Source organism: Lederbergia galactosidilytica, assembly GCF_017873565.1.
In the GTDB taxonomy this organism is placed as follows: domain Bacteria; phylum Bacillota; class Bacilli; order Bacillales; family Bacillaceae_C; genus Lederbergia; species Lederbergia galactosidilytica.
In genome coordinates, this window is sequence record NZ_JAGGKH010000007.1 from 157666 (window position 1) to 181656 (window position 23991).

General features: G+C 37.2%; 18 protein-coding genes and 1 riboswitch. Of the genes, 4 read left to right on the forward strand and 14 right to left on the reverse strand.

Going from position 1 to position 23991, the window contains the following annotated elements; all coding sequences use genetic code 11:
• Nucleotides 1–1751 precede the first annotated feature (1751 nt).
• Nucleotides 1752–2654, forward strand: a complete 903-nt coding sequence (locus tag J2Z23_RS09435; RefSeq protein ID WP_209973734.1) for a DUF4352 domain-containing protein — start codon at nucleotides 1752–1754, stop codon at nucleotides 2652–2654.
• Nucleotides 2655–3279: 625 nt separating this feature from the next.
• Here J2Z23_RS09435 and J2Z23_RS09440 read toward each other — a convergent pair.
• Nucleotides 3280–3447, reverse strand: coding sequence for a helix-turn-helix domain-containing protein (locus J2Z23_RS09440; RefSeq protein ID WP_057985061.1), 168 nt, complete (start codon nucleotides 3445–3447; stop codon nucleotides 3280–3282).
• Between the two features lie 511 nt (nucleotides 3448–3958).
• Here J2Z23_RS09440 and J2Z23_RS09445 point away from each other — a divergent pair.
• The gene (locus J2Z23_RS09445; protein WP_057985062.1) at nucleotides 3959–4924 is read left to right on the forward strand and encodes an exonuclease domain-containing protein; all 966 of its coding nucleotides are present in this window, start codon (nucleotides 3959–3961) and stop codon (nucleotides 4922–4924) included.
• Between the two features lie 276 nt (nucleotides 4925–5200).
• Here J2Z23_RS09445 and sdhB read toward each other — a convergent pair whose 3' ends face one another.
• Genes sdhB through J2Z23_RS09460 form a run of 3 tightly spaced genes read right to left on the reverse strand, consistent with a single transcriptional unit; the run spans nucleotide 5201 to nucleotide 8406 of the window.
• Nucleotides 5201–5968, reverse strand: a complete 768-nt coding sequence (sdhB, locus tag J2Z23_RS09450) for a succinate dehydrogenase iron-sulfur subunit (protein WP_057985065.1) — start codon at nucleotides 5966–5968, stop codon at nucleotides 5201–5203.
• Between the two features lie 2 nt (nucleotides 5969–5970).
• On the reverse strand, nucleotides 5971–7731 hold the full coding sequence (sdhA, locus tag J2Z23_RS09455; protein ID WP_057985067.1) for a succinate dehydrogenase flavoprotein subunit: 1761 nt from the start codon (nucleotides 7729–7731) through the stop codon (nucleotides 5971–5973).
• Between the two features lie 45 nt (nucleotides 7732–7776).
• Complete coding sequence (locus J2Z23_RS09460) at nucleotides 7777–8406, reverse strand: succinate dehydrogenase cytochrome b558 subunit (RefSeq protein ID WP_057985069.1); 630 nt, start codon at nucleotides 8404–8406, stop codon at nucleotides 7777–7779.
• A 244-nt stretch (nucleotides 8407–8650) separates the two neighbouring features.
• Between J2Z23_RS09460 and J2Z23_RS09465 the strand changes: the two genes are divergently transcribed.
• A complete protein-coding gene (locus tag J2Z23_RS09465; protein WP_420795727.1) occupies nucleotides 8651–9115 on the forward strand; it encodes a YslB family protein in 465 nt (154 codons plus the stop codon).
• A gap of 184 nt (nucleotides 9116–9299) precedes the next feature.
• Here J2Z23_RS09465 and J2Z23_RS09470 read toward each other — a convergent pair whose 3' ends face one another.
• The 8 genes from J2Z23_RS09470 to J2Z23_RS09505 form a co-directional block, all read right to left on the reverse strand.
• Nucleotides 9300–10535: an aspartate kinase gene (locus J2Z23_RS09470; RefSeq protein ID WP_057985070.1), complete on the reverse strand. Its 1236-nt coding sequence runs from the start codon at nucleotides 10533–10535 to the stop codon at nucleotides 9300–9302.
• A 145-nt stretch (nucleotides 10536–10680) separates the two neighbouring features.
• Nucleotides 10681–10865, reverse strand: a riboswitch (Lysine riboswitch).
• A gap of 26 nt (nucleotides 10866–10891) precedes the next feature.
• Nucleotides 10892–12679 carry an excinuclease ABC subunit UvrC gene (gene uvrC / locus J2Z23_RS09475; protein ID WP_057985072.1) on the reverse strand — a complete coding sequence of 596 codons (1788 nt, stop codon included), beginning with the start codon at nucleotides 12677–12679 and terminating at the stop codon, nucleotides 10892–10894.
• Between the two features lie 186 nt (nucleotides 12680–12865).
• Nucleotides 12866–13204 (reverse strand): thioredoxin, encoded by a 339-nt coding sequence (trxA, locus tag J2Z23_RS09480; RefSeq protein WP_274380131.1) that lies wholly within the window; start codon nucleotides 13202–13204, stop codon nucleotides 12866–12868.
• Between the two features lie 95 nt (nucleotides 13205–13299).
• Entirely contained in the window at nucleotides 13300–14283 is a 984-nt protein-coding gene (locus J2Z23_RS09485; RefSeq protein WP_209973736.1) for an electron transfer flavoprotein subunit alpha/FixB family protein, read from the reverse strand.
• Between the two features lie 29 nt (nucleotides 14284–14312).
• Nucleotides 14313–15077, reverse strand: a complete 765-nt coding sequence (locus tag J2Z23_RS09490; protein ID WP_209973739.1) for an electron transfer flavoprotein subunit beta/FixA family protein — start codon at nucleotides 15075–15077, stop codon at nucleotides 14313–14315.
• Between the two features lie 147 nt (nucleotides 15078–15224).
• The gene (locus J2Z23_RS09495; RefSeq protein WP_064468577.1) at nucleotides 15225–15998 is read right to left on the reverse strand and encodes an enoyl-CoA hydratase; all 774 of its coding nucleotides are present in this window, start codon (nucleotides 15996–15998) and stop codon (nucleotides 15225–15227) included.
• 23 nt (nucleotides 15999–16021) lie between these two features.
• A complete protein-coding gene (locus J2Z23_RS09500; RefSeq protein ID WP_057985081.1) occupies nucleotides 16022–16606 on the reverse strand; it encodes a TetR/AcrR family transcriptional regulator in 585 nt (194 codons plus the stop codon).
• Between the two features lie 423 nt (nucleotides 16607–17029).
• A complete protein-coding gene (locus tag J2Z23_RS09505; RefSeq protein WP_057985082.1) occupies nucleotides 17030–18712 on the reverse strand; it encodes a long-chain-fatty-acid--CoA ligase in 1683 nt (560 codons plus the stop codon).
• A 387-nt stretch (nucleotides 18713–19099) separates the two neighbouring features.
• Here J2Z23_RS09505 and J2Z23_RS09510 point away from each other — a divergent pair, with 387 nt between their 5' ends.
• Entirely contained in the window at nucleotides 19100–20614 is a 1515-nt protein-coding gene (locus J2Z23_RS09510; RefSeq protein WP_057995480.1) for a Na+/H+ antiporter NhaC family protein, read from the forward strand.
• 242 nt (nucleotides 20615–20856) lie between these two features.
• Here J2Z23_RS09510 and J2Z23_RS09515 read toward each other — a convergent pair whose 3' ends face one another.
• Both J2Z23_RS09515 and J2Z23_RS09520 read right to left on the reverse strand, forming a co-directional pair.
• On the reverse strand, nucleotides 20857–21267 hold the full coding sequence (locus J2Z23_RS09515; protein WP_057985086.1) for a DUF350 domain-containing protein: 411 nt from the start codon (nucleotides 21265–21267) through the stop codon (nucleotides 20857–20859).
• 189 nt (nucleotides 21268–21456) lie between these two features.
• Nucleotides 21457–23814: an endonuclease MutS2 gene (locus tag J2Z23_RS09520; protein WP_057985087.1), complete on the reverse strand. Its 2358-nt coding sequence runs from the start codon at nucleotides 23812–23814 to the stop codon at nucleotides 21457–21459.
• Nucleotides 23815–23991: the final 177 nt, after the last annotated feature.

The window sequence follows — 23991 nt, forward strand, 5'->3', positions numbered from 1 at the left end:
CATTGCGTTCCTTAACTATATTAATTATTTCTTCCTGGGTAAGTTGAAATCCATCATTATTTTTTTAAAAGAGTTAAAACTTAGTAGATCTCTGTCCACCAAATCGAATGTTTTAGCCAATCTAAAATATTTCGCTTATAACATACTCTCTTTATAAGGAAAAAACAATATTTTCCTATTCTTTGATGATTTCGTCCGCTGGGAAATTCACCAGAGTAGTATGCTATATTCATCCCCTATAACTTCTATACCTGATAAGGTTTTTGATATTCACTTGTAATGGAGATTAGCCAATCGATATCCTCTAGTTTAATATAACGCTATTCCCAATTGCCTTTAATATCTTTTAATCTTTCATTCAAGGATCTTGCATTCTTTCCCCTTTGAATAAATTCCTCATTTATCCAGCCTATTGTATATATTTTTTCAAAAGATAATCAAACTGTTCATTTAACGCGTCCATACGATATTTTACCCACTTCCATATACCGAATTTAAATTTCACTCCTAATCAAATAGTTTTGTAATTGTCTACATCTACATCATCTTCCACTTGAATTCTTTCCCTTACGAGTAAAAACATTAAATTACCTCCTTTAGCTGTGTCATACACCGAAATAAATGAATAATATATCTTAGAAGCCCTCATAATAAATTCTGAGGTGATTGACATGGAGATTTTTAACAAAATAAATAACAGAATAACTGAATGGAACGCCACTCAAACTAAAAAGAAGATAAATATTCACCGTCGCAAAGGTACTTGTCCTGACTGTTCCGGCAGAGGATTTTTTACCACGGATGCGCTTATTGATCCGACTTGTTCTAGTTGCAACGGCACCGGCTCATTTTCGGACTGGGCTGAAACTACTCTGCAACAGTTAGAATAGTATTACTAGCTATATCGCTATTTAGTCGAATCGTATATTAGTTTTTTGTCTGCCATCCCTTAGCCTCACCCATGACGAGTATCTAGGGAACTTTCCCTTATGCTTCGTATTAACCGTTTAGCCAGCAAAGTGAAATGGTCCCTAAATGTTATTTCTATCCGCTAAATGTCTCCCATCAATGTATTGTAATAAGCATTGAACAGACAACAGCCTCACCATCTAGTAAATTTAAGTGAAAAAGCTTGTACTTACCAAAAAAAGAGGAAAAGAAAAATTGTTACTTTGTCGCTTGAAATTGTTTATCTTTGTTGAAATATGGTTCAAGCGCTTTTTTAAAAGCCTCCTCCATGGGAATGGATCCGTAATATTCCTTGCCAATGTACAAAGGGGATTTTTTCTTTTTCTTTTTCTCTGTCACTTAAATCACCTCGATATACCTTATGTAGATGGGACACAAGGACGACCCTATATATTTTAGTTTTAAAATATGCGTCTCTACATTTGCAGATATTAACCCACAGAAAAAGCAATTGGATAAATAATTTAGTACCATTCCAACCAGTTTCCTTCTCCAGACAAGATATTTACTAATCCACTGAAGAATTAAAATTGATTAAAAAGCTAAAACCCCCCTGTTCTTTTTCCACGACTTAGCGACTGATCGAGAAGCAAACACGAAAGAAGTTATCAAACTTTTTAAATTGAAAGAGATGCTATTGGAAGAAGAGGAACAAGATTATGGGGAATAAGACGATTAAGCCCAAGTATGACAATAGTCAATACACGATCGCAATTTGATCGTGTTTAATTTCTACATATGCTATAGTTATATTTTACCATTACAAATGTAGGGGGATTCAAATGAAGATGAAGTGGTTAGTGTCACTATCATGCCTCATGATCATATTGTTAGGGGCCTGTGGCACCGATGGCAAGACGGCTAGTAAAGTAGAAGAACCTAAGCCAGGAGAAAGACAATCGTCTAAGGAAAACGAAGAAGGAACTGGCCTAGAAGCATTTGAAGATAAAAACTTTGAATTTTTAACTGCGGAAGATTGGGAAAATATCAATCTATCAAAAAAACAATTTGATCTGTTCCTAAAAGATCTGAGCGAAGGAGATGAAAACGGAGAAATGGTTTTTAACAAGGCAGAGATGGTTAATGACAGTACTATTGAAATAATATTTAACAATTCCGATGGTGATGCATTAGTAAATACATTTACGGCTCCTATTTTAGATGCGTCTATACGTGAACTTTATAAGCATTCAGCCTATTTTAAAAATGAGGAACCTACAATTATTTATTCTGATTTAACAGGATTTGAAATAGCTAAAATTACTGAGCAAATTGATTTAGATGACATTGAAGAAGGAGACTCAGGAGAAGATCTAGGCACCTTCCAATTAGGAGATAAAATAGATGTTGCTGGGACTATCATCACGTTAAAAGAAGCAAAATACACGGATGAAAGAAACGAATATGCAGATGAGGATCCAAAAGAAGTGTTAGTCATTGACATGGATATTCAAAATGCTACTGATGAAGAAATTTATTTTGATACTTATGATTTTGAAGTCTATGATGCCGATGGAACTAAGATGTCGAGTTATCCAATAGATTCCTTATCAGATACATTGCAACCAGGTAAGAACATATCAGGGTACGGAGCTTATGGTGTATCAGGTAAAGGACCTTATGAAGTTTATTATAAGGACTTTATGACTAATACAAAGGCTATGTGGAAGATTGAAGTAAAATAAGGAATAGTCCTTTTTGGGGCTCTTCCTTTTAAGATAATATATCGGAAGCGATCGAATGCAACTAGATAAATTACATGAGTATCCAACTATTGAGAAGAACGTGCAAACAAAGTGCTCTCCCACTTCTCGTATAATTATCCAGATGAGGTTGACTATCTAATATTTGCTAGAATTAAACAACTGGACCCTAACTATGTTGAAGGTTATGAATCTATCAAACACTTGAAGGCGTTCTATTCCAAGTACAAAAGGTAGAGTAGGAAAATCTATCTCAAGCCAGGTCTAGGCAGCATTGAGAAGTAATTAATACTTGCTGAAAAATTCAGCTACTTATACAGTCACTTTCACTCCCAATAAATGAGTAACGAAGTTGCTAATTCAGAAAAACAAGCCAAAGAATGGCTGCTTGCCTGCTCATGCGAACACAATTTCGAAGGGAACATGTCGCAATAGTTAGCAATATAGCCGATTACTTTGTAGTTATAGAACAACTTGCTCAATATAGATTTAGCATGAATGTTCATGCATCCATAAATGCGCTAAGGAGTACATGTAGCATGGAATGATACACATATCCCTGAATTAAAGCCTCTTATTTTTTATAATGCAAGTGGTTATTTTATTATCAGCAATAAGTATGTATAGCATTGGATATATGATTCCGAACTGTTTTTTCGCTAATAAATAATTCTTGTGCTATTTCTCTTGTTGTCTTATCTTGGACGAGCAGTTCGAAAACTTCTCTTTCTCTTTTCGTTAGTAATGGTTTATGTGTGAATTCATTCTCCTTCAACTATTATAACCCTCCTTGCCTTCGCCAGCTTTGAACCGCGGGGATGGGTATTTTTGATTGTCACCTTATCATATGTGAATGAAATTAATGGAGTGACACCCAAAAGGCAAGAAATAGCTAAATAGGCGGAAATCAGGCTTTCAACTATACAACTGGGGACTTCTTAACAGAATATCTATAGACACTGATCCATAATCACCTTTTCTACCCATTTTTCATTTCTTAAGTTGATGAAATTCTGAAGAATTCCATCGCTCCCCATCCGGAAAATCTGTTTGCTTTATTCTCATATAATGCAATTATTTACTGAATGTTCCTGCTAACAATTTAATTTAACCTTAATTAGATATTTAAAAAGTGAACAGCCCCTCTGCCCTCAAATAAGTATGTCATTGGACATGGCTTTAGGCTTTGCTATAATGGAGTCAACTTGTGAAAGTCCCATAACTTAAGCTGATACTATATACTTTTGGTATTCTATCTAGATTAAATAAATAGAGGAGGAGTAAAAATGGATTTTATCGCGATAGATTTTGAAATTGCCAATAACAAACTTGATAGCGCTTGTTCATTAGGTATGGTCTTTGTTCAAGAGAATAAAATAATTGCAGAAAAATATTTTGTTATTCAACCTCCAAGTTTGTTTATGGAGCGCGAATTTACAAAGATACATGGACTAACTCAGCAGGATTTAAAAGATGCCCCTAAGTTCGATGAAGTCTGGAATGAAATATCCCATCATTTTACTGAAGAAAATTATATTATTGCTCATAATGCTCAATTTGATATGAGTGTTCTTAAAAATTGCTTGCTTACTTATTCTTTTGAGCTCCCTACTTTTCCATACATATGTAGTATCCCAATTAGCACACGTGCATGCAGGGGGGAAGGAATTGGTAGCTCTTTAAAGGCGCGGACTGAACATTTTGGAATTACATTAAATGACCACCATCATGCTCTTTCTGATGCTAGAGCATGTGCCGAACTAGTCATCAAATCCATACAAATCAAAAGTAGGAAGTCCATTGGTACATATTTAAGCACTTTTTCCTCCATTCCCATCAAAAACTTTAAAGATTTAAAAGCACAGACAAGCTTTAAACAAAGAAAAAAGAAATTTAATAAAATTAAAGTATCAGATATTATCCCGAAAACTAAAGATTTTGACCCGACCCATCCACTCTACAGTAAGAATATTGTTTTTACAGGAGAACTCAGCACATTAGATCGCAAGGATGCCATGCAAAAGGTTGTAGATCTTGGTGGCCATATAAAAAGTGGTGTTAGTGGTGTCACTGATTATCTTGTGATCGGTACTCAAGATGAAAACGTAGTAGGTAAAAGTGGAATAAGTTCCAAGCAGAAAAAGGCATGTGAACTAATTGAAAAAGGAAAAAACTTAAAAATATTAAGTGAAGATGAATTTAAATTATTATTGACGGAAAAAGTAAATAAACTTTCAGGGCATGGCCTATAATATGTTTCTACGTAAAAAATGTGATATCACTTGATCATAATACAACTATTTCAATGCTTATCTTAAGCGAATGGATGAATTTATCTTTCTGTACATCAAAAAAGTCAGTAGATATACTACTGACTTTTTTTGTTCACCTGTATTATTGCTATTGACATCCTGCTCAAGTATTTATCTTCTTTACCCTTGATAACATACTGTCGGGCAGAATGGCATCACGCTCCAAGACGGAGCGCCCTGCCATTCATCCATACACATGCAGACACTTTTTTGTTTTTAATCAACCATATGGTCGCTTCCAAAGAAGTTTTTAAACATTTGAACATTGGTAGCACGGTTCATGGCAGCGATCGATGTTGTAAGCGGAATACCTTTCGGACATACTTGAACACAGTTTTGTGAGTTCCCACAATCAGCAATCCCACCATCATCCATCAATGCCTCTAAACGTTCATCTTTATTCATCGCACCTGTTGGGTGGGCATTATAAAGACGAACTAGTGATAAGAATGCAGGTCCTATAAAATTAGACTTTTGATTAACGTTCGGGCATGCTTCAAGACAAACCCCACATGTCATACATTTTGAAAGTTCATAAGCCCACTGGCGCTTCCTTTCAGGCATACGTGGTCCCGGACCTAAATCATAAGTTCCATCTATAGGAATCCATGCTTTGATTCTTTTAAGGGAATCAAACATTCTACTCCTATCTACAATCAAATCTCGGACAACTGGGAAAGTAGCCATTGGAGCAAGTCGAATCGGTTGTTGCAACTTATCAATCAGCGCCGTACATGACTGACGTGGTTTTCCATTGATTACCATGGAACAAGCACCGCAAACTTCTTCTAGACAGTTCATATCCCAAGCAACTGGGCTTGTTTTCTTTCCTTCCGCATTAACTGGATTTCTCCGAATCTCCATTAATGCAGAAATAACGTTCATATTAGGACGGTAATCCAAAATAAATTTTTCTTCATAAGGTTCCGATTTATCGTCTTTTTGACGGGTAATAATAAAAGTTACTTTCTTTTGTTCGGCCATCCTTATTTCACCTCTTTCTTCTTAGCATAATTCCGTTCACGAGGTTTAATAAGTGAAACATCTACATCTTCATAACTAAATTCAGGAGAGTTCGTGCTAGCATTATAATTTGCTTTTGTAGTTTTTAACCATTCTCCATCATTACGATCAGGAAAATCTGGTTTATAATGAGCGCCTCTACTCTCATTCCGGTTCAAAGCTCCAATAGTAATAACACGAGCTAAATGGAGCATATGTCCCAATTGTCTTGTAAACATAGCACCTTGGTTACTCCAACCAGATGTATCATTAATATTAATATTTTTCCATCTTTCCATAAGTTCAAGGATTTTATCATCTGTTTTTTTCAACTTATCATTATACCGGACAACTGTTACATTATCCGTCATCCATTCTCCAAGTTCTTTATGGAGGACATACGCATTTTCATCGCCGTCCATGGACATAATATCAGCCCATTTTTCTTGTTCTTTCTTTGCAGCTGAATCAAACAAAGCGGAAGATAAAGCATCAGCGCTTTTTTCAAGTCCATCGATATACTTAACAGCCTCTGGCCCTGCGACCATTCCACCATAGATAGCTGATAATAATGAGTTTGCTCCAAGTCGGTTTGCACCATGCTGAGAATAATCACATTCCCCTGCAGCGAACAGTCCTTCAATATTTGTATGTTGATTATAATCTACCCAAAGGCCGCCCATTGAATAGTGAACAGCTGGGAAGATTTTCATCGGTACTTTCCTTGGATCTTCTCCAGTAAACTTCTCATAAATTTCAATGATCCCACCAAGTTTTACATCAAGCTCATGAGCATCCTTATGAGATAGATCAAGATAGACCATGTTTTCACCATTAAGACCTAATTTCATATCTACACATACATGGAAAATTTCTCGTGTTGCTATATCACGAGGAACTAGATTTCCATATGCTGGATATTTTTCTTCTAAGAAGTACCATGGTTTTCCATCTTTATATGTCCAAATCCTTCCACCTTCACCACGTGCAGATTCACTCATTAAACGTAGTTTATCATCTCCAGGGATTGCCGTTGGATGAATTTGAATAAATTCCCCGTTAGCATAGGTTGCACCTTGTTGATAAACAACAGAAGCTGCAGATCCTGTATTGATAACTGAGTTAGTTGATTTTCCAAAAATAATACCAGGACCACCTGTTGCTAGAAGGACAGCATCAGCCGGAAAAGATTGGATTTCCATTGTTGTCATGTTTTGTGCAACAATCCCTCGACATGCACCTGTATCATCTTGGATAATCCCTAGAAAATCCCAACCTTCATATTTGTTTACAAGTCCAGCTACCTCATGACGGCGAACCTGCTCGTCCAATGCATACAAAAGCTGTTGACCTGTTGTAGCACCTGCATAGGCAGTACGGTGATGTTGAGTTCCACCAAATCTACGAAAATCTAATAATCCTTCTGGTGTTCGATTAAACATAACACCCATTCGATCTAATAGATTAATAATTCCTGGTGCTGCCTCACACATCGCTTTTACTGGTGGTTGGTTAGCTAAGAAATCTCCACCATAGACCGTATCGTCAAAGTGAATCCAAGGCGAATCTCCTTCCCCCTTTGTATTCACTGCTCCATTGATTCCCCCTTGAGCACAGACGGAATGTGAACGTTTTACCGGAACAAGTGAAAAAAGATCCACTTGTTTACCTGCTTCAGCTATTTTTATTGTTGCCATTAAGCCGGCTAAACCTCCACCGACCACGATGACTTTACCGTTATTCATCGTTGCGATCCACTCCTTTTTTCCCCATTGTTCAATTGCCTTTCACTAACCTACGAAAAAGTCAGGAAAAACAAATGCAAATGCTGCACGTACACCAATGATGGAAAGTACTACAAAAACCGCACCCATTACCCATGAAGAGATTTTTTGAGATCGAGGTGATTGAGTAATTCCCCATCTAACTAAGAAAGACCATAAACCATTCGATAAATGGAATGTCGCTGAAAGGATACCTAGTAGATACAAGATCAAAACAACCGGATCAGATAAAATATCCTCCATCATTTGGAAATTGACTTCAGCTCCAAAAGCAGCTTGAATTCGCGTTTGATACACATGCCAAGCAATAAAGGCTAATAAGATAATTCCTGTTATCCTTTGAATCGTAAACATCCAATTGCGAAACCAACCCAGTTTAATTGGATTGTTCTTTGCTACAAACGCAATGTAAATCCCGAGAATCCCGTGAAAAAGTATTGGTATGTATATAACTACGAATTCAAGGAAAATGACGAATGGCAATTTCCCCATAAAACCTGCAGCCGTATTAAAAGCTGCTTCTCCTTGTGTAGCAAAGTGATTGACTACAAGATGCTGCACTAAAAATAATCCTACCGGAATGACGCCCAATAAAGAATGCAGCCTGCGCCAATAAAATTCATTTTTTCCCGCCACAATTTACCCCCCTTAGTCATTTACATCTGTACCAGAAATCTATCAAAAGTAGATTTCAGTAGCACAAAATTTAATATAGTTACAATTTTGTGGACATATTCATTTTACTCTTCCCTACATAAAGCGTCAAGATAACGGTTTCCTAACTCCAAATTTGAATATTTTTCATTTTTTTAGCAAATTTTTTCAAAATCGAGCTCTTTTTGTATATAATAGGGATGAAAGAAAAGAGGGAGATAGGACCGTGAAACCTTCATCAACACATACCTTTGAAAGAGAAGCAAAAACTGACCAAATGGTCCCAATGTTTGCTTATGAATTACTTCGGGATATTTTAATTCCTGAAATGCTCGGAAAAGATACCGACGAAATATCCTATTGGGTTGGCAAACATATAGCTAGGACATTCCCATTGCTTTCAGTTGAAGAAATTTCTTCTTTTTTTAAAGAAGCTGCATGGGGACATTTAGAATTGGTCGAACAGAATAAAAAAGAAATGAAGCTAGAACTTACCGGTGAAATCGTTGAGAGACGATTGCTGATGCATGATGAGCCTTCTTTCCGTCTGGAAGCTGGATTTATTGCAGAACAGATCCAATCGCAAAAAAATATTATCACTGAAGCACATGAAGAAATTGCCAAGCGGAAAAAGAAAGTGTATTTTATTGTGCGTTGGGATTTAAAAGACCATGTCCAAGGTGAAATATAAACGCCAATGGGTGATTGAACATGCTTTAATCTTTCGCATTACATATGAACATTCGGCTCAATTTAGCGAATTCACCAAGTTGTTCAAGCTCATGACATGAAATTTCCCAAAACCGAGAAAGAATATTCGGTCTCGGTTTTGGGCACTTGTCAAACTGCCACTTGGGTTTAATAGTTCAGACCATTCAATTTGTCGCTTCTGCTGGAACAGCACCTAAATCATATTCTTCGTGTAATGTTTGAGCAGCAAGCTCCATTTGATCTTCATTTACAACAACAGATATTTTAATCTCAGAAGTACTAACCATTTTCACTTGAATTTGCTTTTTAGCAAGAATTTGGAACATTCTGGCTGCAACACCTGGATTAGACACCATGCCTGAACCAACAATAGATACTTTTGCTAACTCTGCCTCATGCTCTAAGCCTTCATAGCCAATTTCTTGTCTATGTTGTTCTAATACTTCAATCACATTATCTAAATCCTTTGTTTTAATCGAAAAAGACAGATTCGTTTTATTTGTATCTGTTTGACTTTGAATAATGATGTCTACATCGATTTGATGATCGGCTAGGACAGTAAATATGGAAGATAATCCATTTAATTCGTTATTTAAGCCTAAAATCGTCAGTCTTGTCATTCCTTTTTCAAATGCTACACCACGTACAATCAGATTTTGTTCCATTGATACTTCCTCCTCAATTACTGTTCCTTCTTCGTTTTCAATACTTGATCGAACTTCAAGTGCTACACCATAATTTTTCGCAAACTCCACAGCACGCGGATGTAAAACACCAGCTCCAAGATTTGCTAATTCCAACATCTCATCATAAGAAATAGAAGATAGTTTCCGTGCAGTTGGGACAAAACGCGGGTCAGATGTATAAACACCTGTTACATCAGTGCAAATCAAACAACGTTTGGCATCTAATGCAGCCGCAATCGCAACCGCTGTTGTATCTGATCCACCGCGTCCTAAAGTGGTGATTTCACCTTCTTCAGTTACACCTTGAAAGCCGGCGGCTACTACTACCTTTCCCTCATCCAATCGCTTACGCAGCATAGCTGTTTTAACATCTAATATTCTCGCATTCGAGTGGATATTTTCGGTCACAATTCCCGCTTGCCAGCCTGTTAAGGAAATTGCTTCCATACCCTTACTAGTAAGTGCCATCGTTAGAAGTGAGATGGATACTTGTTCTCCCGTAGTAAGAAGCATGTCCATTTCTCGTTGAGCAGGTTTATCTGTAATCTGCTCAGCAAGTGAAAGTAATTGATCTGTTGTTTTTCCCATTGCCGAAACAACGGCTATAACATTATTACCTTGTTTGCGTATCTGGATGATTCGATCCGCAGCATTTTTAATTTTGTCTGTAGTACTTAATGAAGATCCACCAAATTTAATTACAATTGTATCCATTATCCAACCTTCCCTTTCTCCATAATCAGCCTTGATCGAAGTAATAAGAACAACAGTCTATGATGCTGCTTTTTTTCCACATAAAAAAGCAATGAGCTTTTTCCTCATTGCTTGTGAATTTGACTTATAAACACTTCAGATCACAACATGGGATAGCTCTCCAAAATGGCTTTTACCATTTTGACAATCCTACATTTCTTAAACGTAGGACCAGCAGAAAAAATGACGGTCATTTCTCCACTTCGGCAAATCTCCCCTTTCAGAACCCTTCAAGGAAGCCCGTACTTCTCCAAGCCCTTACTCTTAAAGATTTGCGCCTCTATCTTTTTGAAATTTTCTATATTATAGCACTCCTATTATTTCTTTTCAACTTGCTTTTGCAAATTTTCCTTTAATAGTTCTGCCGTTTTTGTTGGTAAGCCAATTTGAATTAACTCCTCAACACTTGCTTCTTTCATTTTTTTCAATGAACCAAAATGGCGATGTAAAAGTTTTTTCCGCGCTGGTCCAATACCTTCTATCTCATCCAATATCGATTGAAAAGCAGATTTCCCCCGTAATTGTCGATGAAATGTGATCGCAAAACGGTGCACCTCATCTTGAATTCTTTGCAATAGATAAAATTCTTGTGATGTTCTTCCTAATGGGATGACCTCTAGCGGATCTCCAAATAGTAACTGGGAGGTTCGGTGCTTATCATCTTTTGCAAGTCCAGCAATGGCAATATCAAGATTTAATTCATTTTCAAGTATATCTCTCGCCGCCTCAATCTGTCCCTTTCCTCCATCAATTAAGATGAGATCTGGTAAAGGTAAACCTTCTTTAAGAACTCTCGTGTACCTTCGTCTCACAACTTCTCGCATTGATTCATAATCATCTGGCCCCTGAACGGTTTTAATTTTATATTTGCGATATTCTTTTTTCGCTGGCTTTCCGTTAATAAAGACAACCAGCGCCGATACAGGATTAACTCCCTGTAAATTGGAGTTATCAAAGGCCTCAATTCGATATGGCGTATAAATCCCCATGGCCTCTCCAAGTTTTTCAACCGCAAGAACAGTTCGTTCCTCATCTTTTTCAATCAGAGAAAACTTCTCATTAAGTGCCACATGGGCATTTTTCGTTGCAAGATTGACAAGATCCCTTTTTTGGCCTTTTTTCGGTTGGAGAACTTTGACATTTAAAAGTTGTTCAGCCAACACTTGGTCGGCATTTTCCGGAATCAAAATTTCCCTTGGTTTAAAATGATTCGGCTGGGAATAAAATTGTCCCATGAAAGTGAGAAATTCTTCTTCTTGCTCACCATAAATTGGGAAAATAGAAACATCTCGTTCAATCAGTTTTCCTTGTCTCACAAAGAATACTTGAACACACATCCAGCCTTTATCAATCGCATACCCAAATACGTCTCGATTAATAAAATCAGCTGACATCATTGTTTGTTTCTCAATTGTAGTCTCTATACTAGAAATTTGATCACGATATTCCTTTGCCCGTTCAAATTCTAATTTTTCCGCTGCCTCTTCCATTTTCTGTTGTAAATCAACTTTTATTTCTTTATACCCTCCATTTAAAAATTTTGTAATTTCACTTGTGATATTTTTATATGTTTCCTGTGGAACTTCATTCACACAGGGGGCCAGGCATTGGCCAAGATGATAATATAAACAAACACGATCAGGTAAGCTCTGACATTTTCGAAGAGGATATAACCGATCAAGTAATTTTTTTGTTTCATTTGCGGCTTGGGCATTAGGATAAGGACCGAAGTATTTCCCCTTATCCTTTTTTACTTTGCGAGTGATAACGAGGCGGGGATGCCGTTCATTTGTTATTTTAATGTAAGGATAACTTTTATCATCCTTTAACATAATGTTATATTTCGGATCATGTTTTTTAATCAAATTCATTTCTAAAATTAACGCTTCAATATTAGAAGATGTAATAATATACTCAAAATCCTCAATCTCATTTACAAGACGCTGGGTTTTGGTATCATGAGAACCTGTAAAATAAGAGCGCACTCTATTTTTTAAAACTTTAGCTTTGCCCACATAAATAATGGTTCCTTGTCGATCTTTCATTAAATAACAACCAGGTTGATCAGGGAGAATTTCTAATTTATTTTTTATATGATCATTCACAACCTATCCCCTCCTTTCTCCTAAGAAAAACGTAGGTGCCTTAATATAAGGATGAACGGCTATGTGGGAATACCATTCCCAATACTATTTACCAATAGTTCCCCAATGTTACACACAGGCGCGTTCTTAGTGAGCCTGGCAATATTCCGATTAAAAAATCCGGACGCTGGGCCCGGATTTAGTTCATTAGATATGTTTATTGATTAATTCTTGCAAAGCTTCTTTAGGTTGGAAGCCTACTGTCTTATCTACTTCTTTCCCATCTTTAAAAACAATTAAAGTCGGAATACTCATGACACCATATTTACCAGCAGTTTCTTGATTGTCATCCACGTCTAGTTTGACAATCTTTGCTTTGCCGTTAAGTTCTCCATCCAATTCTTCCAATACAGGAGCAATCATTTTACATGGACCACACCATGGTGCCCAAAAATCAACCAATACTACGCCTTCACTAATCTCAGAGGCAAAGTTTTGATCTGTTGCATGTGAAATAGCCATTTCATACACCCTCCTAATATACATTCAAAACTTAAAGTCAGTATATCATTAGAAAGAGGTACTTGCGAATTTTTTGCTTAACTTTTTAGCTTTTAAAAATGGCTGATTTAGATATTAAGCTAACTTTTATTGCTTGCCTTAATTTTTTTGAATTCTTCAGTGAGAAGTGGAACCACTTCAAATAAATCCCCAACAATCCCATAATCGGCCACTTGAAATATATTGGCTTCTGGATCTTTATTAATCGCCACAATGGTCTTTGAATTCGACATTCCAGCTAAATGCTGAATCGCACCCGAAATTCCACAAGCTATATATAAATCGGGAGTAACAACCTTTCCTGTCTGGCCAATTTGCAAAGAGTAATCGCAATAATCGGCATCACATGCCCCACGCGAAGCCCCTACTGCCCCACCAAGAACATCTGCTAGTTCTTGTAATGGTTTGAAACCTTCGGCACTTTTCACGCCACGTCCTCCAGCGACAACGACTTTTGCTTCCGCTAAGTCAACTCCAACACTAGCTTTTCTAATCACTTCTTTGATTGTTAAAGCAATGTCGTTTATTTCTATATCCAAAGCTGTAACAGTACCAGAACGAGAATCATCTTTTTCTATTGGCTCGATATTATTAGGACGGAGAGTAAGAAAGATAAAATCCTCAACCAGCTTTTTTCTTTCAAAAGCTTTTCCCGAATAAATTGGTCTGATAAATGACCATTGATTATCTGTCTTCTCAATGGCTGTAATATCTGAAATAAGTCCAACATTCAATCGGTTTGCAATTTTAGGCGAGAGATCTTTTCCTATTGCCGTGTGTCCCATGATCAGGGCGTCTGGTTGTTCTTTTTCTATCGCTGTAAGCAAACATTGGGAATAGCCATCAGAAGTATAATGTTTTAATTGATCACTTTCTATTGTGATTACTCGGTTAGCCCCGTAAGCAATCAATTCTTGTGTATGGGCTTGCACAGAGTTCCCTAACAGCAACGCAATAATTTCGCCACCCTCAGCGATCTGTTTTCCAGCAGCGATCGCTTCAAATGACACATTTCGTAAAGTTCCCTCTCGTAACTCAGCTAATACGAAAACTTTTTTCCCCACTTTTACTCCCTCCCAACTTGTATTTTTGCTTATATTACTTTCGTCAATAATGTTCCTAACTCTTTAACTTGATCTTTTAATTCTCCTTGTAAAATTCGCCCCGCTTCTTTTTCAGGAGGTAGGAAAATTTCAATCGTTTCCGTTTTTATTTCTACATCCTCTTCTTCTAAATCCAAATCCTCTATTTCAAGCTCATCCAATGGTTTCTTTTTCGCTTTCATAATCCCTGGGAGTGATGGGTAGCGGGGATCATTTAAACCTTGTTGAGCTGTTACTAATAAAGGTAATTTCGCCTCAAGAATTTCTGAGTCACCTTCTACATCCTTTGTAATTATTACATTTTCTCCTTCAATCTTTAACTTTGTAATTGTCGTTACATAAGGGATGTTTAATATATCCGCTACCCGCGGACCAATCTGACCTGAACCGCCATCAATTGCCACATTTCCGGCCAATATTAAATCTACCTTTTTGTCTTGTAGAAACTTTGCAATGATCTTACTTATGGAAAAAGCGTCTGTCTCCTCTAAATCATCTTCAATATTAATAAGAGTGGCACGATCTGCCCCCATTGCGAGAGCGGTTCTTAGCTGCTTCTCAGATTCTTCATTCCCAACTGTCAGGACATTAACCTCCCCACCATGCTCATCCCTTACACGAATCGCTTCTTCAATGGCATACTCATCATACGGATTAATAATGAATTCAGCATCATCTTCAATAATTTTGCCTTCTGAAATCACAATTTTTTCTTCTGTATCGAAGGTTCTTTTTAATAAGACAAAAATATTCATATTTGCTTCAGCCTCCTTTTTTATCTTAACCTCAATATGGATCCGCTTTATAAAATAAGATAAAGCAAGAGTATTAGTATAATGGAATTCCCCATGAAGGGGGAGTTAAAGAAAAACGTTATGAACTTTACAGCTCCTCTAGGATCTTTACTTCCCCCGGAATTTTGGTTCTCGCTTTTCTATAAATGCTTGAATACCTTCTTGTGCATCTTGAGTATTGAAGAGAACTCCAAATTGTTTCATTTCTTCTTCTAGTCCAAGATAGTATTGGCCTGAATGAGAAAATTGCAACTGTTTAATCGCGGCCTTAAGAGCAATAGGGCTTTTTTTCGCAATCTTATGAGCAAGTTCTTTTGCTCTGTTGAATAACTCTTCTTCCGGATATGCGTGGTTAGCAAGTCCCCATTGAACTGCCTCAATTCCCGAAAGGGGCTCACTTGTAAACAACATCTCTGCCGCTTTCCCTGGACCAAGCAAATGAGGAAGACGAATAGTCCCACCAAACCCTGGAATAAGGCCTAATTGCAACTCAGGTAAACCCAATTTTGCCTCATTACTAACAAGTCTTATATGACAAGCCATAGCAAGTTCAAGCCCTCCACCAAGCGCAGCCCCATGTATCACAGCGATCACCGGCTTTGTAGAACTTTCAATTTTCGCAAATGTTTGTTGTCCAAGCTGTGAACTATTCGAAAAATCTTCTGCAGATTGAAGCGCTGAAAATTCTTTTATATCGGCCCCTGCTGAAAAGAATTTCCCTTCCCCTTGCAATAGGATAACTCGTATATCCTGATCTTCTGCTAATTGATCAAATATTTGACTTAACTCTCTGATCAACTCTTGTGATAAAGCATTAGCTGGTGGGCGATTGATTGCTACAATTCCGATTTGGTTTTCTTTCATAACCGTTATATTTTTCATAATTCTATCCTTCCCTCACTTACTTATTGTTGCTTACAACCTTGTAGTAATAATTCATGTACTTGAGGTGCAAGTGAAACGAGGTCATACTTTTGCTCGTTCATAACCCAGGTTGTTACAGTTTCATCCATTGTTCCAAAAATCATTTGTCTCACCAATCTTACATTAAGGTGGCTAGCAAACTCTTTCTTTTCTTGCCCATGGCAAATAATATGATCAATTAAGCGCAAATAGTCTTTCAGTACCTCATTTATTCTTTTTCTTAACTCCTTATTGGATTGCCTTAACTCCAATTGAGTAACAATTGCCAGATGACGATCATGCGATAATATATTGAAATGGTTTTCGATGAGAACAAATAACTTTTCAGATGCAGTTGCTTTTGTTTGAATAGCTTCTTCCATCTTTTCAATAAACAACCCCATTTTCTCCTGAAAAACCGAGATTAATATATCCTCCTTATTTTCAAAATAAAGATAGATAGTTCCATCCGCTACTCCAGCTTGTTTAGCAATCTTAGAAACTTGCGATTGATGATAGCCATTTTCGGCAATAACGGTTACCGCTGCATCCACTATTTGTTTGTACTTTGGTTTATTTCTCTTCAATGACTTCACCTTTTCTAAATAGTAAATGAATGATTATTCATTCATAATTCCATGATAATCATCTGACTGAATTCTGTCAATCAATATTAAGCGTAAAATAATAAAGCGAGACTGCCATCAGTGGGGTTTTTCTTCATCCCCCACTGATGGTTAGCGAGACTTATCGGGGTGTTAACGTCCGTTATCCCCCACTTAGACTTCTTAAACTTCTTGGAAATCTCCTAGTTTTGAAGCGGACGGTTGCACCGGGATAAATTGTTTTTGGATTCAAAATGTGATAATCACTCTAACATTTTAGAAATGCTCTTTATCTTTCGTAATAACTTTGTCTGGATCTAGCTTGTGTTTGATTTGTGTAATAATCAATGCTTCTCAACACCCTAAGAGGCCAAATGTACACTTTTCATTTGGCCTTTACCTAAATTATTGCTGCACCTTTTTTCTTTCTTCATCTATTAATGTCCTTCGCAATATTTTTCCGACAGCTGTTTTAGGTAATTCTTTACGAAATTCATACACTTTTGGAACTTTATATGGCGCGATAAATTTTCTTGCATATTCATCTAATTCCTGTTCTGTGACAACTGAACCTTCCTTAAGAACTACATATGCTTTCACTGTCTCTCCCCTGTAAGGGTCAGGGATACCAGCTACAACTAGCTCTTGAATCGCTGGATGTTCATATAAAACTTCTTCAATCTCCCGAGGATAGATATTATACCCACCTGCAATAATCATATCTTTTTTTCGATCTACAACGAAAAAGTATCCATCTTTATTCATATACCCCATATCTCCAGTAAAAAGCCATCCATCTTTCAAAGTCTCTGCTGTATCATCCGGACGGTTCCAATAACCTCTCATGACTTGCGGTCCTTTAACAGCAATTTCACCAATTTGCCCGTGTGGAGCTTCTTTTCCTGTTTCCGCTGAGACAATCATAGCATCGGTATCTGGCCAAGGAACGCCGATACTACCTGTCACATACTCTTGCCCCCAAATAAAATTGGCATGGGTAACAGGTGAAGATTCCGTCAAACCATATCCCTCCACAAGCTTTCCACCCGTAATTTTTTCAAAATTTTGTTGAACTTCGACTGGAAGTGGTGCGGAGCCACTTATACAGGCTTCTATCGAGGAGAGATCATATTTATTACGTTCAGGATGGTTTAGCAAACCGATATAAATTGTCGGTGCTCCAGGAAAAATCGTTGGTCTTTCCTTATGAATGGTTTTAAGAGTTGTCTTGGCATCAAATTTCGGTAATAAAACCATTTTGTAGGCTTGCATTATAGAGAGAATTAAAACCGTTGTCATACCATAAACATGAAAAAAGGGCAGAACCCCGAGAATCGTTTCTTCAGCAGGTTTTGCTTTATAAATCCATGCTTGGCAAGCAGTTGCATTCGCAATTAAATTTTTATGAGTTAGCATAACTCCTTTAGGATATCCAGTTGTTCCACCTGTATATTGGAGAAGAGCTAAGTCATTTTCATAATCAAATTCTAGTTCAATTGGTGTTAAGGCTCCAACTTCTAAAATTTTTTTGAACAGATGTGTATTTCCCTCATGATTTAATTGGATGACGATGCCTGTATCTTTTTTCTGTATAAAAGGATACATTAGATTTTTTGGGAATGGCAGATAATCTTTGATAGCGGTTACAATAACGTGTTCAATTTTTGTTTGTTTGATCACTTTAGAGATGCGCGGATATAATATATCTAGAGCAATAATGATCTTTGCACCAGAGTCTTTCATTTGGTATTCAAGTTCCCGTTCAGTATACAGTGGATTTGTTTGGACAACGACAGCACCTGTAAATAGACTGGCATAGTAGCTAATTACGTATTGCGGACAGTTTGGTAACATAATCGCAACTCGATCACCTTTCTTTACACCTATACCCTGTAAGTAATGAGCCATTTTCAAAACACTTTCATAAAGTTCGTTGTAGCTTATTTCCTTTCCCATAAAATGGATAGCTGTTTTCTTGGGATACTTTCTGGCTGTATCGATTAAATAAGATTGCACTGTTCTCGGTTCATAATCTAACTGCGTTGGAATGGATTTAGGATACATTTTCAACCAAGGTTTACTTTCCATACAACCCCTCCTATTATTCAGTAAGCCTTCAACCAAATCGCGCCTTAGACTGCAAAGAAAGCTCATGCTGAATTCTCTATTTCTAAAAGAAGCAGAGACTAATAACAAACTCCATATCGTCCAGCCATTAAATAAAATCAAAATTTTCTTTAATACTATTTTCAGTGTAAAAACATTAGGTTTGTTATAATTCCTTCTCAGTATATTATATTGCTGTCAATCGTACAAATGTTAATATTTTATATTTAAGATTAGGGGCCAAGGTAGATAAATAAATATGCATAAATCTTTATATATAAAATGAATATTGACAGCACCTTTATGTATAATTATAATAATAATTATATAAATATACATTGTTGATTATAGATTTTTAGGGGGAAACAAATGGAACATATGGGATTTTTATCATTAGTACCACCATTATTGGCAATTATCTTAGCTGTTTTTACAAGAAATGTTATTATTTCATTATTTTCTGGTGTATACATAGGTGTGCTTTTCATCGTAGGTGGACGACCACTTGAAGCAACTATGACGACAATTGGGGATTTTTTATTTCCACAGCTAACCGATAGTTACAATGCTGCAGTTTTAGTTCTTCTCTTTTTCATCGGAGGCTTTGTTGCGTTAATGGAGAAATCAGGTGGTGGGGCTGCATTAGCAGAGAATTCAACAAAACTAATTAATACACGTGCTAAGGCTCAAGTTTCCGCATGGTTAGGCGGGATTATTATCTTCTTTTCAGACTTAGGTACACCTTTAATTGTTGGACCGGTTTTCGAAAAGATTTTCGATAAATTGAAAGTTTCCAGAGAAAAACTGGCTTGGATCATTGATTCAACCTCATCACCTGTTGCGGTTTTAATCCCATTCATTGGTTGGGGCGTTTATATTATGGGATTAATGAAGAAAGAATTCGACCAATTGAATCTAGCGATTTCGGAATTTGATGCCTTTCTTCAAGTTATTCCGTTCCAATTTTATGCGATTCTTACAGTATTGATGGTGCCTTTAGTGGCCTTCACAAAGCTTGATTTCGGCCCAATGGCGAAAGCTGAGCACCGTGTCCAAACGACTGGACAACTTTATTGGCCTCATTCAACGCCGCTAAGAAAAACAGAAAAAGAGAAAGTAGGAAAGCAACAAAACAGTCGAGCTATTATGGTCTGGTTACCTTTATTAATTTTGTTTACCACTTTATTCGGGTTACTGATTTCAAAGGGATTTCCTATTAAACCTGTCGATGGTGAAGATTTTAGAGTTGCCCTAAGTACGGCTTACTTATTTGCTGCTGTTTCATTAGCTTTACTAATGATCGGTTTGAAAGTGAAGAAGTTTGGTGAAGTCGTTAATATTTATACTGGTGGCATGCAAAAAATGGTTTATGTAACGGTAACATTAGTTTTGGCTTGGGCGCTTGGAAAAGTTATTGGTGAAATGGGGACCGCCGAGTACGTGGTTGAAATATTACAGGGGAGAATTCCGGGCTTTATTATTCCAGCGCTTTTATTTTTAGTAGGAGCGGGAATGTCACTTGCTTCTGGCAGTTCATGGGGAACTTTTGCCATCATGTTACCAATTGCGATTCCAATGGCTGTTGGCCTTGATGCCCCAATGATGGTCTGTATTGGCGCTGTTTTATCAGGAGGAATTTTCGGGGACCATTCCTCTCCGATTTCAGATACAACGATCCTTTCTTCAACTGGAGCGGGAGCAGATCATATTGATCATGTGAAGACACAAATTTACTATGCCAGTGTTAATGCTGCCATTGCTTTAATTGGTTTTATTATAGCCGGCATCACGGAAAGTTCCTTTACAATCATTATCACGATTCTTCTATTAATTATAACTGTTTTTGGTTTATCAAAATATCAGTCTAAAAAAGTGATGATTTAAAAATTAAAAAGAGTGTCATAAAGTATGAAAACTTTTATGACACTCTTTTCTATGGAAAGGGGCAAAGTTTTGTTCGTGCCACTTTATACATGCTATTTTTGTGTCCTAACTTACGTTCTGCAATTCCCTTATCTTGATATTTTATTTACATTCGTACTACATATACAATACCAAGTATAAAGAAGAGTGCACCTACTACAAGGAGCACCTTAGCCAACTTTTCCACCTAATTTTCCCCACCCTTATTGAATATTTGCACCAATGATATAAGAGAGACCAATTGAAATTACCATCGAAAGAAATCCAACTGCACGATTATCATTTTCAATCTCTTTATCGATATTGAATTTTGGTGTTAAAAATTCAAAGATAAAATAACCTGTCAACAATAGAAAGAACCCATAAACTCCCCAACCGATCATAACAAATAATGTATCATGATGCAGGATGGAATGCCTGAAAACATTTGCAATCCCAAAGATCTTTCCGCCAGTTGCCATAGCTATGGAAATATTACCGTTTTTAATTTCTTCCCAATTTTTATACTTTGTCACGAGTTCAAAAATAAATAAGAATAAGACCATACATAGCACTGAAACTGTATAGTAACCTGCCGTTTGTACTACCGAATTTTCCCAAAATGAAGTCGCCATTCTCTATCCCCTCCTTAGAAAGCACAAGCGCCCACTTATAGAAAAACGAATAACATTGCCAATTGTTATGCCGCTTTGACTCAATTCGTGGTAACTTCAACATTTATAACTTGATAGATGAAAGATTGTTTGAATATAGGGCTTAGACCCGATCCTAAAGCTATGCCCGGGGCTAACGAAGTTTGAACATTATTTAAACTCCACTACTGTAACTCCACTACCTCCTTCTCCTGCCTCTCCCAATCTTATACGTTTCACTGCACGAAGTTGTTTCAAATAATCCGTAATTCCTTTGCGTAAGACCCCTGTTCCTTTCCCGTGGATGATAGATACACGTGGATAATTAGCCAATAAAGCATCATCAATATATTTTTCTACTTTTAGCAAAGCATCTTCCAAACGCTCTCCGCGTAAATCCAATTCCAAACCAACATGGTGGTCCCGCCCTTTTATGGTGGCCATAGGTTTAGTTTCTTTCTTCTGCTCAGATTGAATAAACTCCATATCTCTTTCTTTTACCTTCATCTTCATAATACCAATTTGAACATTCCACTCTTTTTCCGCTACCTTTTCAATCAAATGTCCCTTTTGGCCAAAACTCGTTACTTTTACTTCATCACCAGGCTGGAATTCAAAGTTCTTCTTTTCTTTTTTTGTCTTGCCAATTTGTTTATCGAGTGAGGGGATAGCCTTTTCCAATCGATGTCTAGCTTCAATTAATTCATGTTCTTTGATTTGGGCACCGCTTTGAAAGCGGAGTTGTCTTAAGTCTTTCATGACTTCTTCTGCTTCTTTTTTCGCCTTCTCAATCACTTCTGTCGCCCTATTTTCGGCACGATCATACATTTCTTGTTTTCTTTCATAAAACTCGATCATTTGCTTTTGCATATCTTGGTGAAGTTTTTCTACAGCTTTTAAATACTCATGGGCTTCCTTATATTCTTCTTCTGCATCGTGCCGACTTTTCTCTAAAGAAGCGATCATATTTTCTACTTCATTACTTTCAGCATCTATTAATTTTTTCGCATTTTGAATTGTCCATTCAGAAAGTCCCAAGCGCTTAGAGATTTCAAAAGCATTACTTCGCCCTGGCACACCTATCAATAATCTGTATGTCGGACGTAATGTTTCAACATCAAATTCCACACTTGCATTGATCGCACCTGGCCGATTAAATCCATATGCTTTTAGTTCCGGGTAATGAGTAGTAGCTATTACATGGGCGCCACGTTGATAGACTTCATCGAGAATGGAAATAGCTAGAGCTGCTCCCTCCTGTGGGTCTGTTCCCGCACCTAATTCATCAAATAATACGAGACAATCATGATCAACTTCTTTTAAAATATCAACAATATTTACCATGTGGGATGAGAATGTGCTTAAACTTTGCTCAATCGATTGCTCATCCCCAATATCAGCAAATACTTCGGCAAACACAGCTATTTCTGAACCTTCTGCTGCTGGAATCATTAATCCCGCTTGAGCCATAAGTGTTAACAGCCCCACTGTTTTGAGGGTAATGGTTTTTCCACCCGTGTTGGGACCAGTAATAACCATTGTCGTGTACTCGCCGCCAAATTCAATATCATTTGCAACAGCTTCCTCAACCTTTAATAAAGGATGGCGTGCCTGAAATAAACGAATGACTCCCTCCTGATTCATCACTGGCTTGGTTGCTTTTATCTCTTTACCAAAACGGGCTTTTGCAAAAATGAAATCTAAATCTCCCAGCACTTGTACGATATGCTGCAATTCTTCCGCTACCTCTGCAACATATCCTGATAACTGAGCTAGAATCTTCTCGATTTCTTGTCTTTCCTTTAACTGCAATTCCTTTAATGAATTATTTAAATCGACCACAGCTTGTGGTTCAATAAACAAGGTCTGGCCTGAAGCCGATTGGTCATGCACAATCCCACCATAATGAGCGCGGTATTCCTGTTTTACCGGGATCACATAACGATCATTTCTAATGGTAATGATTGCATCAGAGAGCATTTTTTGTGCATTTTGACCTCGAGTAAACCCTTCTAATCTCCCACGTATACTTCCCTCTGTTCTCCTTAATTGCTGGCGTAAACTTCGCAACGTTTCACTTGCGGAATCTAGAATTTCTCCTGATTCATCAACCGCATTTTTGATCATTTTTTCCAGTTCACCTAATGGAATAATCTGTTCAACTTTCTTTGCTAAAATAGGTATTTCCACTTCATTTTCAAGCAACTCCTCAATAAAACGTTTTATAGAACGCGAAGCATGAATCGTACTAGCAACATGCATCAGCTCGATCGGGTTTAATACCCCACCAATGACTGACCTTTTAACATGTGGTTTGATATTGAAAATCCCGTCTAAAGGAGCATGACCTTTTAAACGAAGAACATGTGCAGCTTCATCTGTCTCTGACTGTCTTTGAACGACTTGTTCAAAGGAGCTTATTGGACGTAAACCCCTTATTTTTTCCTCCCCTAACACAGAAGATGCATAGCTTTCTAATTGTAATAAAATTTTATCGAATTCTAATGTTTTCAATGTCTTATCATTCATGGAGTTTGACTCCCCTTTCTAAGAAAAGCGCAAGCGCCCGTTTAGTGACGTACAAACTTTGTGGAGAATAAGGATCAAAGGCTAAATACACGCCGTCCTAGCGCAACGCCTTTGTGACCCACATCCTGTGGGCCTGAGACAAAGCGAGACTGCCATCAGTGGGGGGGTTTCTTCATC

Coding starts and splice junctions, on each gene's coding strand:
- J2Z23_RS09435 (WP_209973734.1), top strand. CDS start 1,752: ATGAAGATGAAGTGGTTAGTGTCACTATCATGCCTCATGATCATATTG.
- J2Z23_RS09445 (WP_057985062.1), top strand. CDS start 3,959: ATGGATTTTATCGCGATAGATTTTGAAATTGCCAATAACAAACTTGAT.
- sdhB (WP_057985065.1), bottom strand. CDS start 5,968: ATGGCCGAACAAAAGAAAGTAACTTTTATTATTACCCGTCAAAAAGAC.
- sdhA (WP_057985067.1), bottom strand. CDS start 7,731: ATGAATAACGGTAAAGTCATCGTGGTCGGTGGAGGTTTAGCCGGCTTA.
- J2Z23_RS09470 (WP_057985070.1), bottom strand. CDS start 10,535: ATGGATACAATTGTAATTAAATTTGGTGGATCTTCATTAAGTACTACA.
- trxA (WP_274380131.1), bottom strand. CDS start 13,204: ATGTATATTAGGAGGGTGTATGAAATGGCTATTTCACATGCAACAGAT.
- J2Z23_RS09490 (WP_209973739.1), bottom strand. CDS start 15,077: ATGAATATTTTTGTCTTATTAAAAAGAACCTTCGATACAGAAGAAAAA.
- J2Z23_RS09495 (WP_064468577.1), bottom strand. CDS start 15,998: ATGAAAAATATAACGGTTATGAAAGAAAACCAAATCGGAATTGTAGCA.
- J2Z23_RS09505 (WP_057985082.1), bottom strand. CDS start 18,712: ATGGAAAGTAAACCTTGGTTGAAAATGTATCCTAAATCCATTCCAACG.
- J2Z23_RS09510 (WP_057995480.1), top strand. CDS start 19,100: ATGGAACATATGGGATTTTTATCATTAGTACCACCATTATTGGCAATT.
- J2Z23_RS09515 (WP_057985086.1), bottom strand. CDS start 21,267: ATGGCGACTTCATTTTGGGAAAATTCGGTAGTACAAACGGCAGGTTAC.
- J2Z23_RS09520 (WP_057985087.1), bottom strand. CDS start 23,814: ATGAATGATAAGACATTGAAAACATTAGAATTCGATAAAATTTTATTA.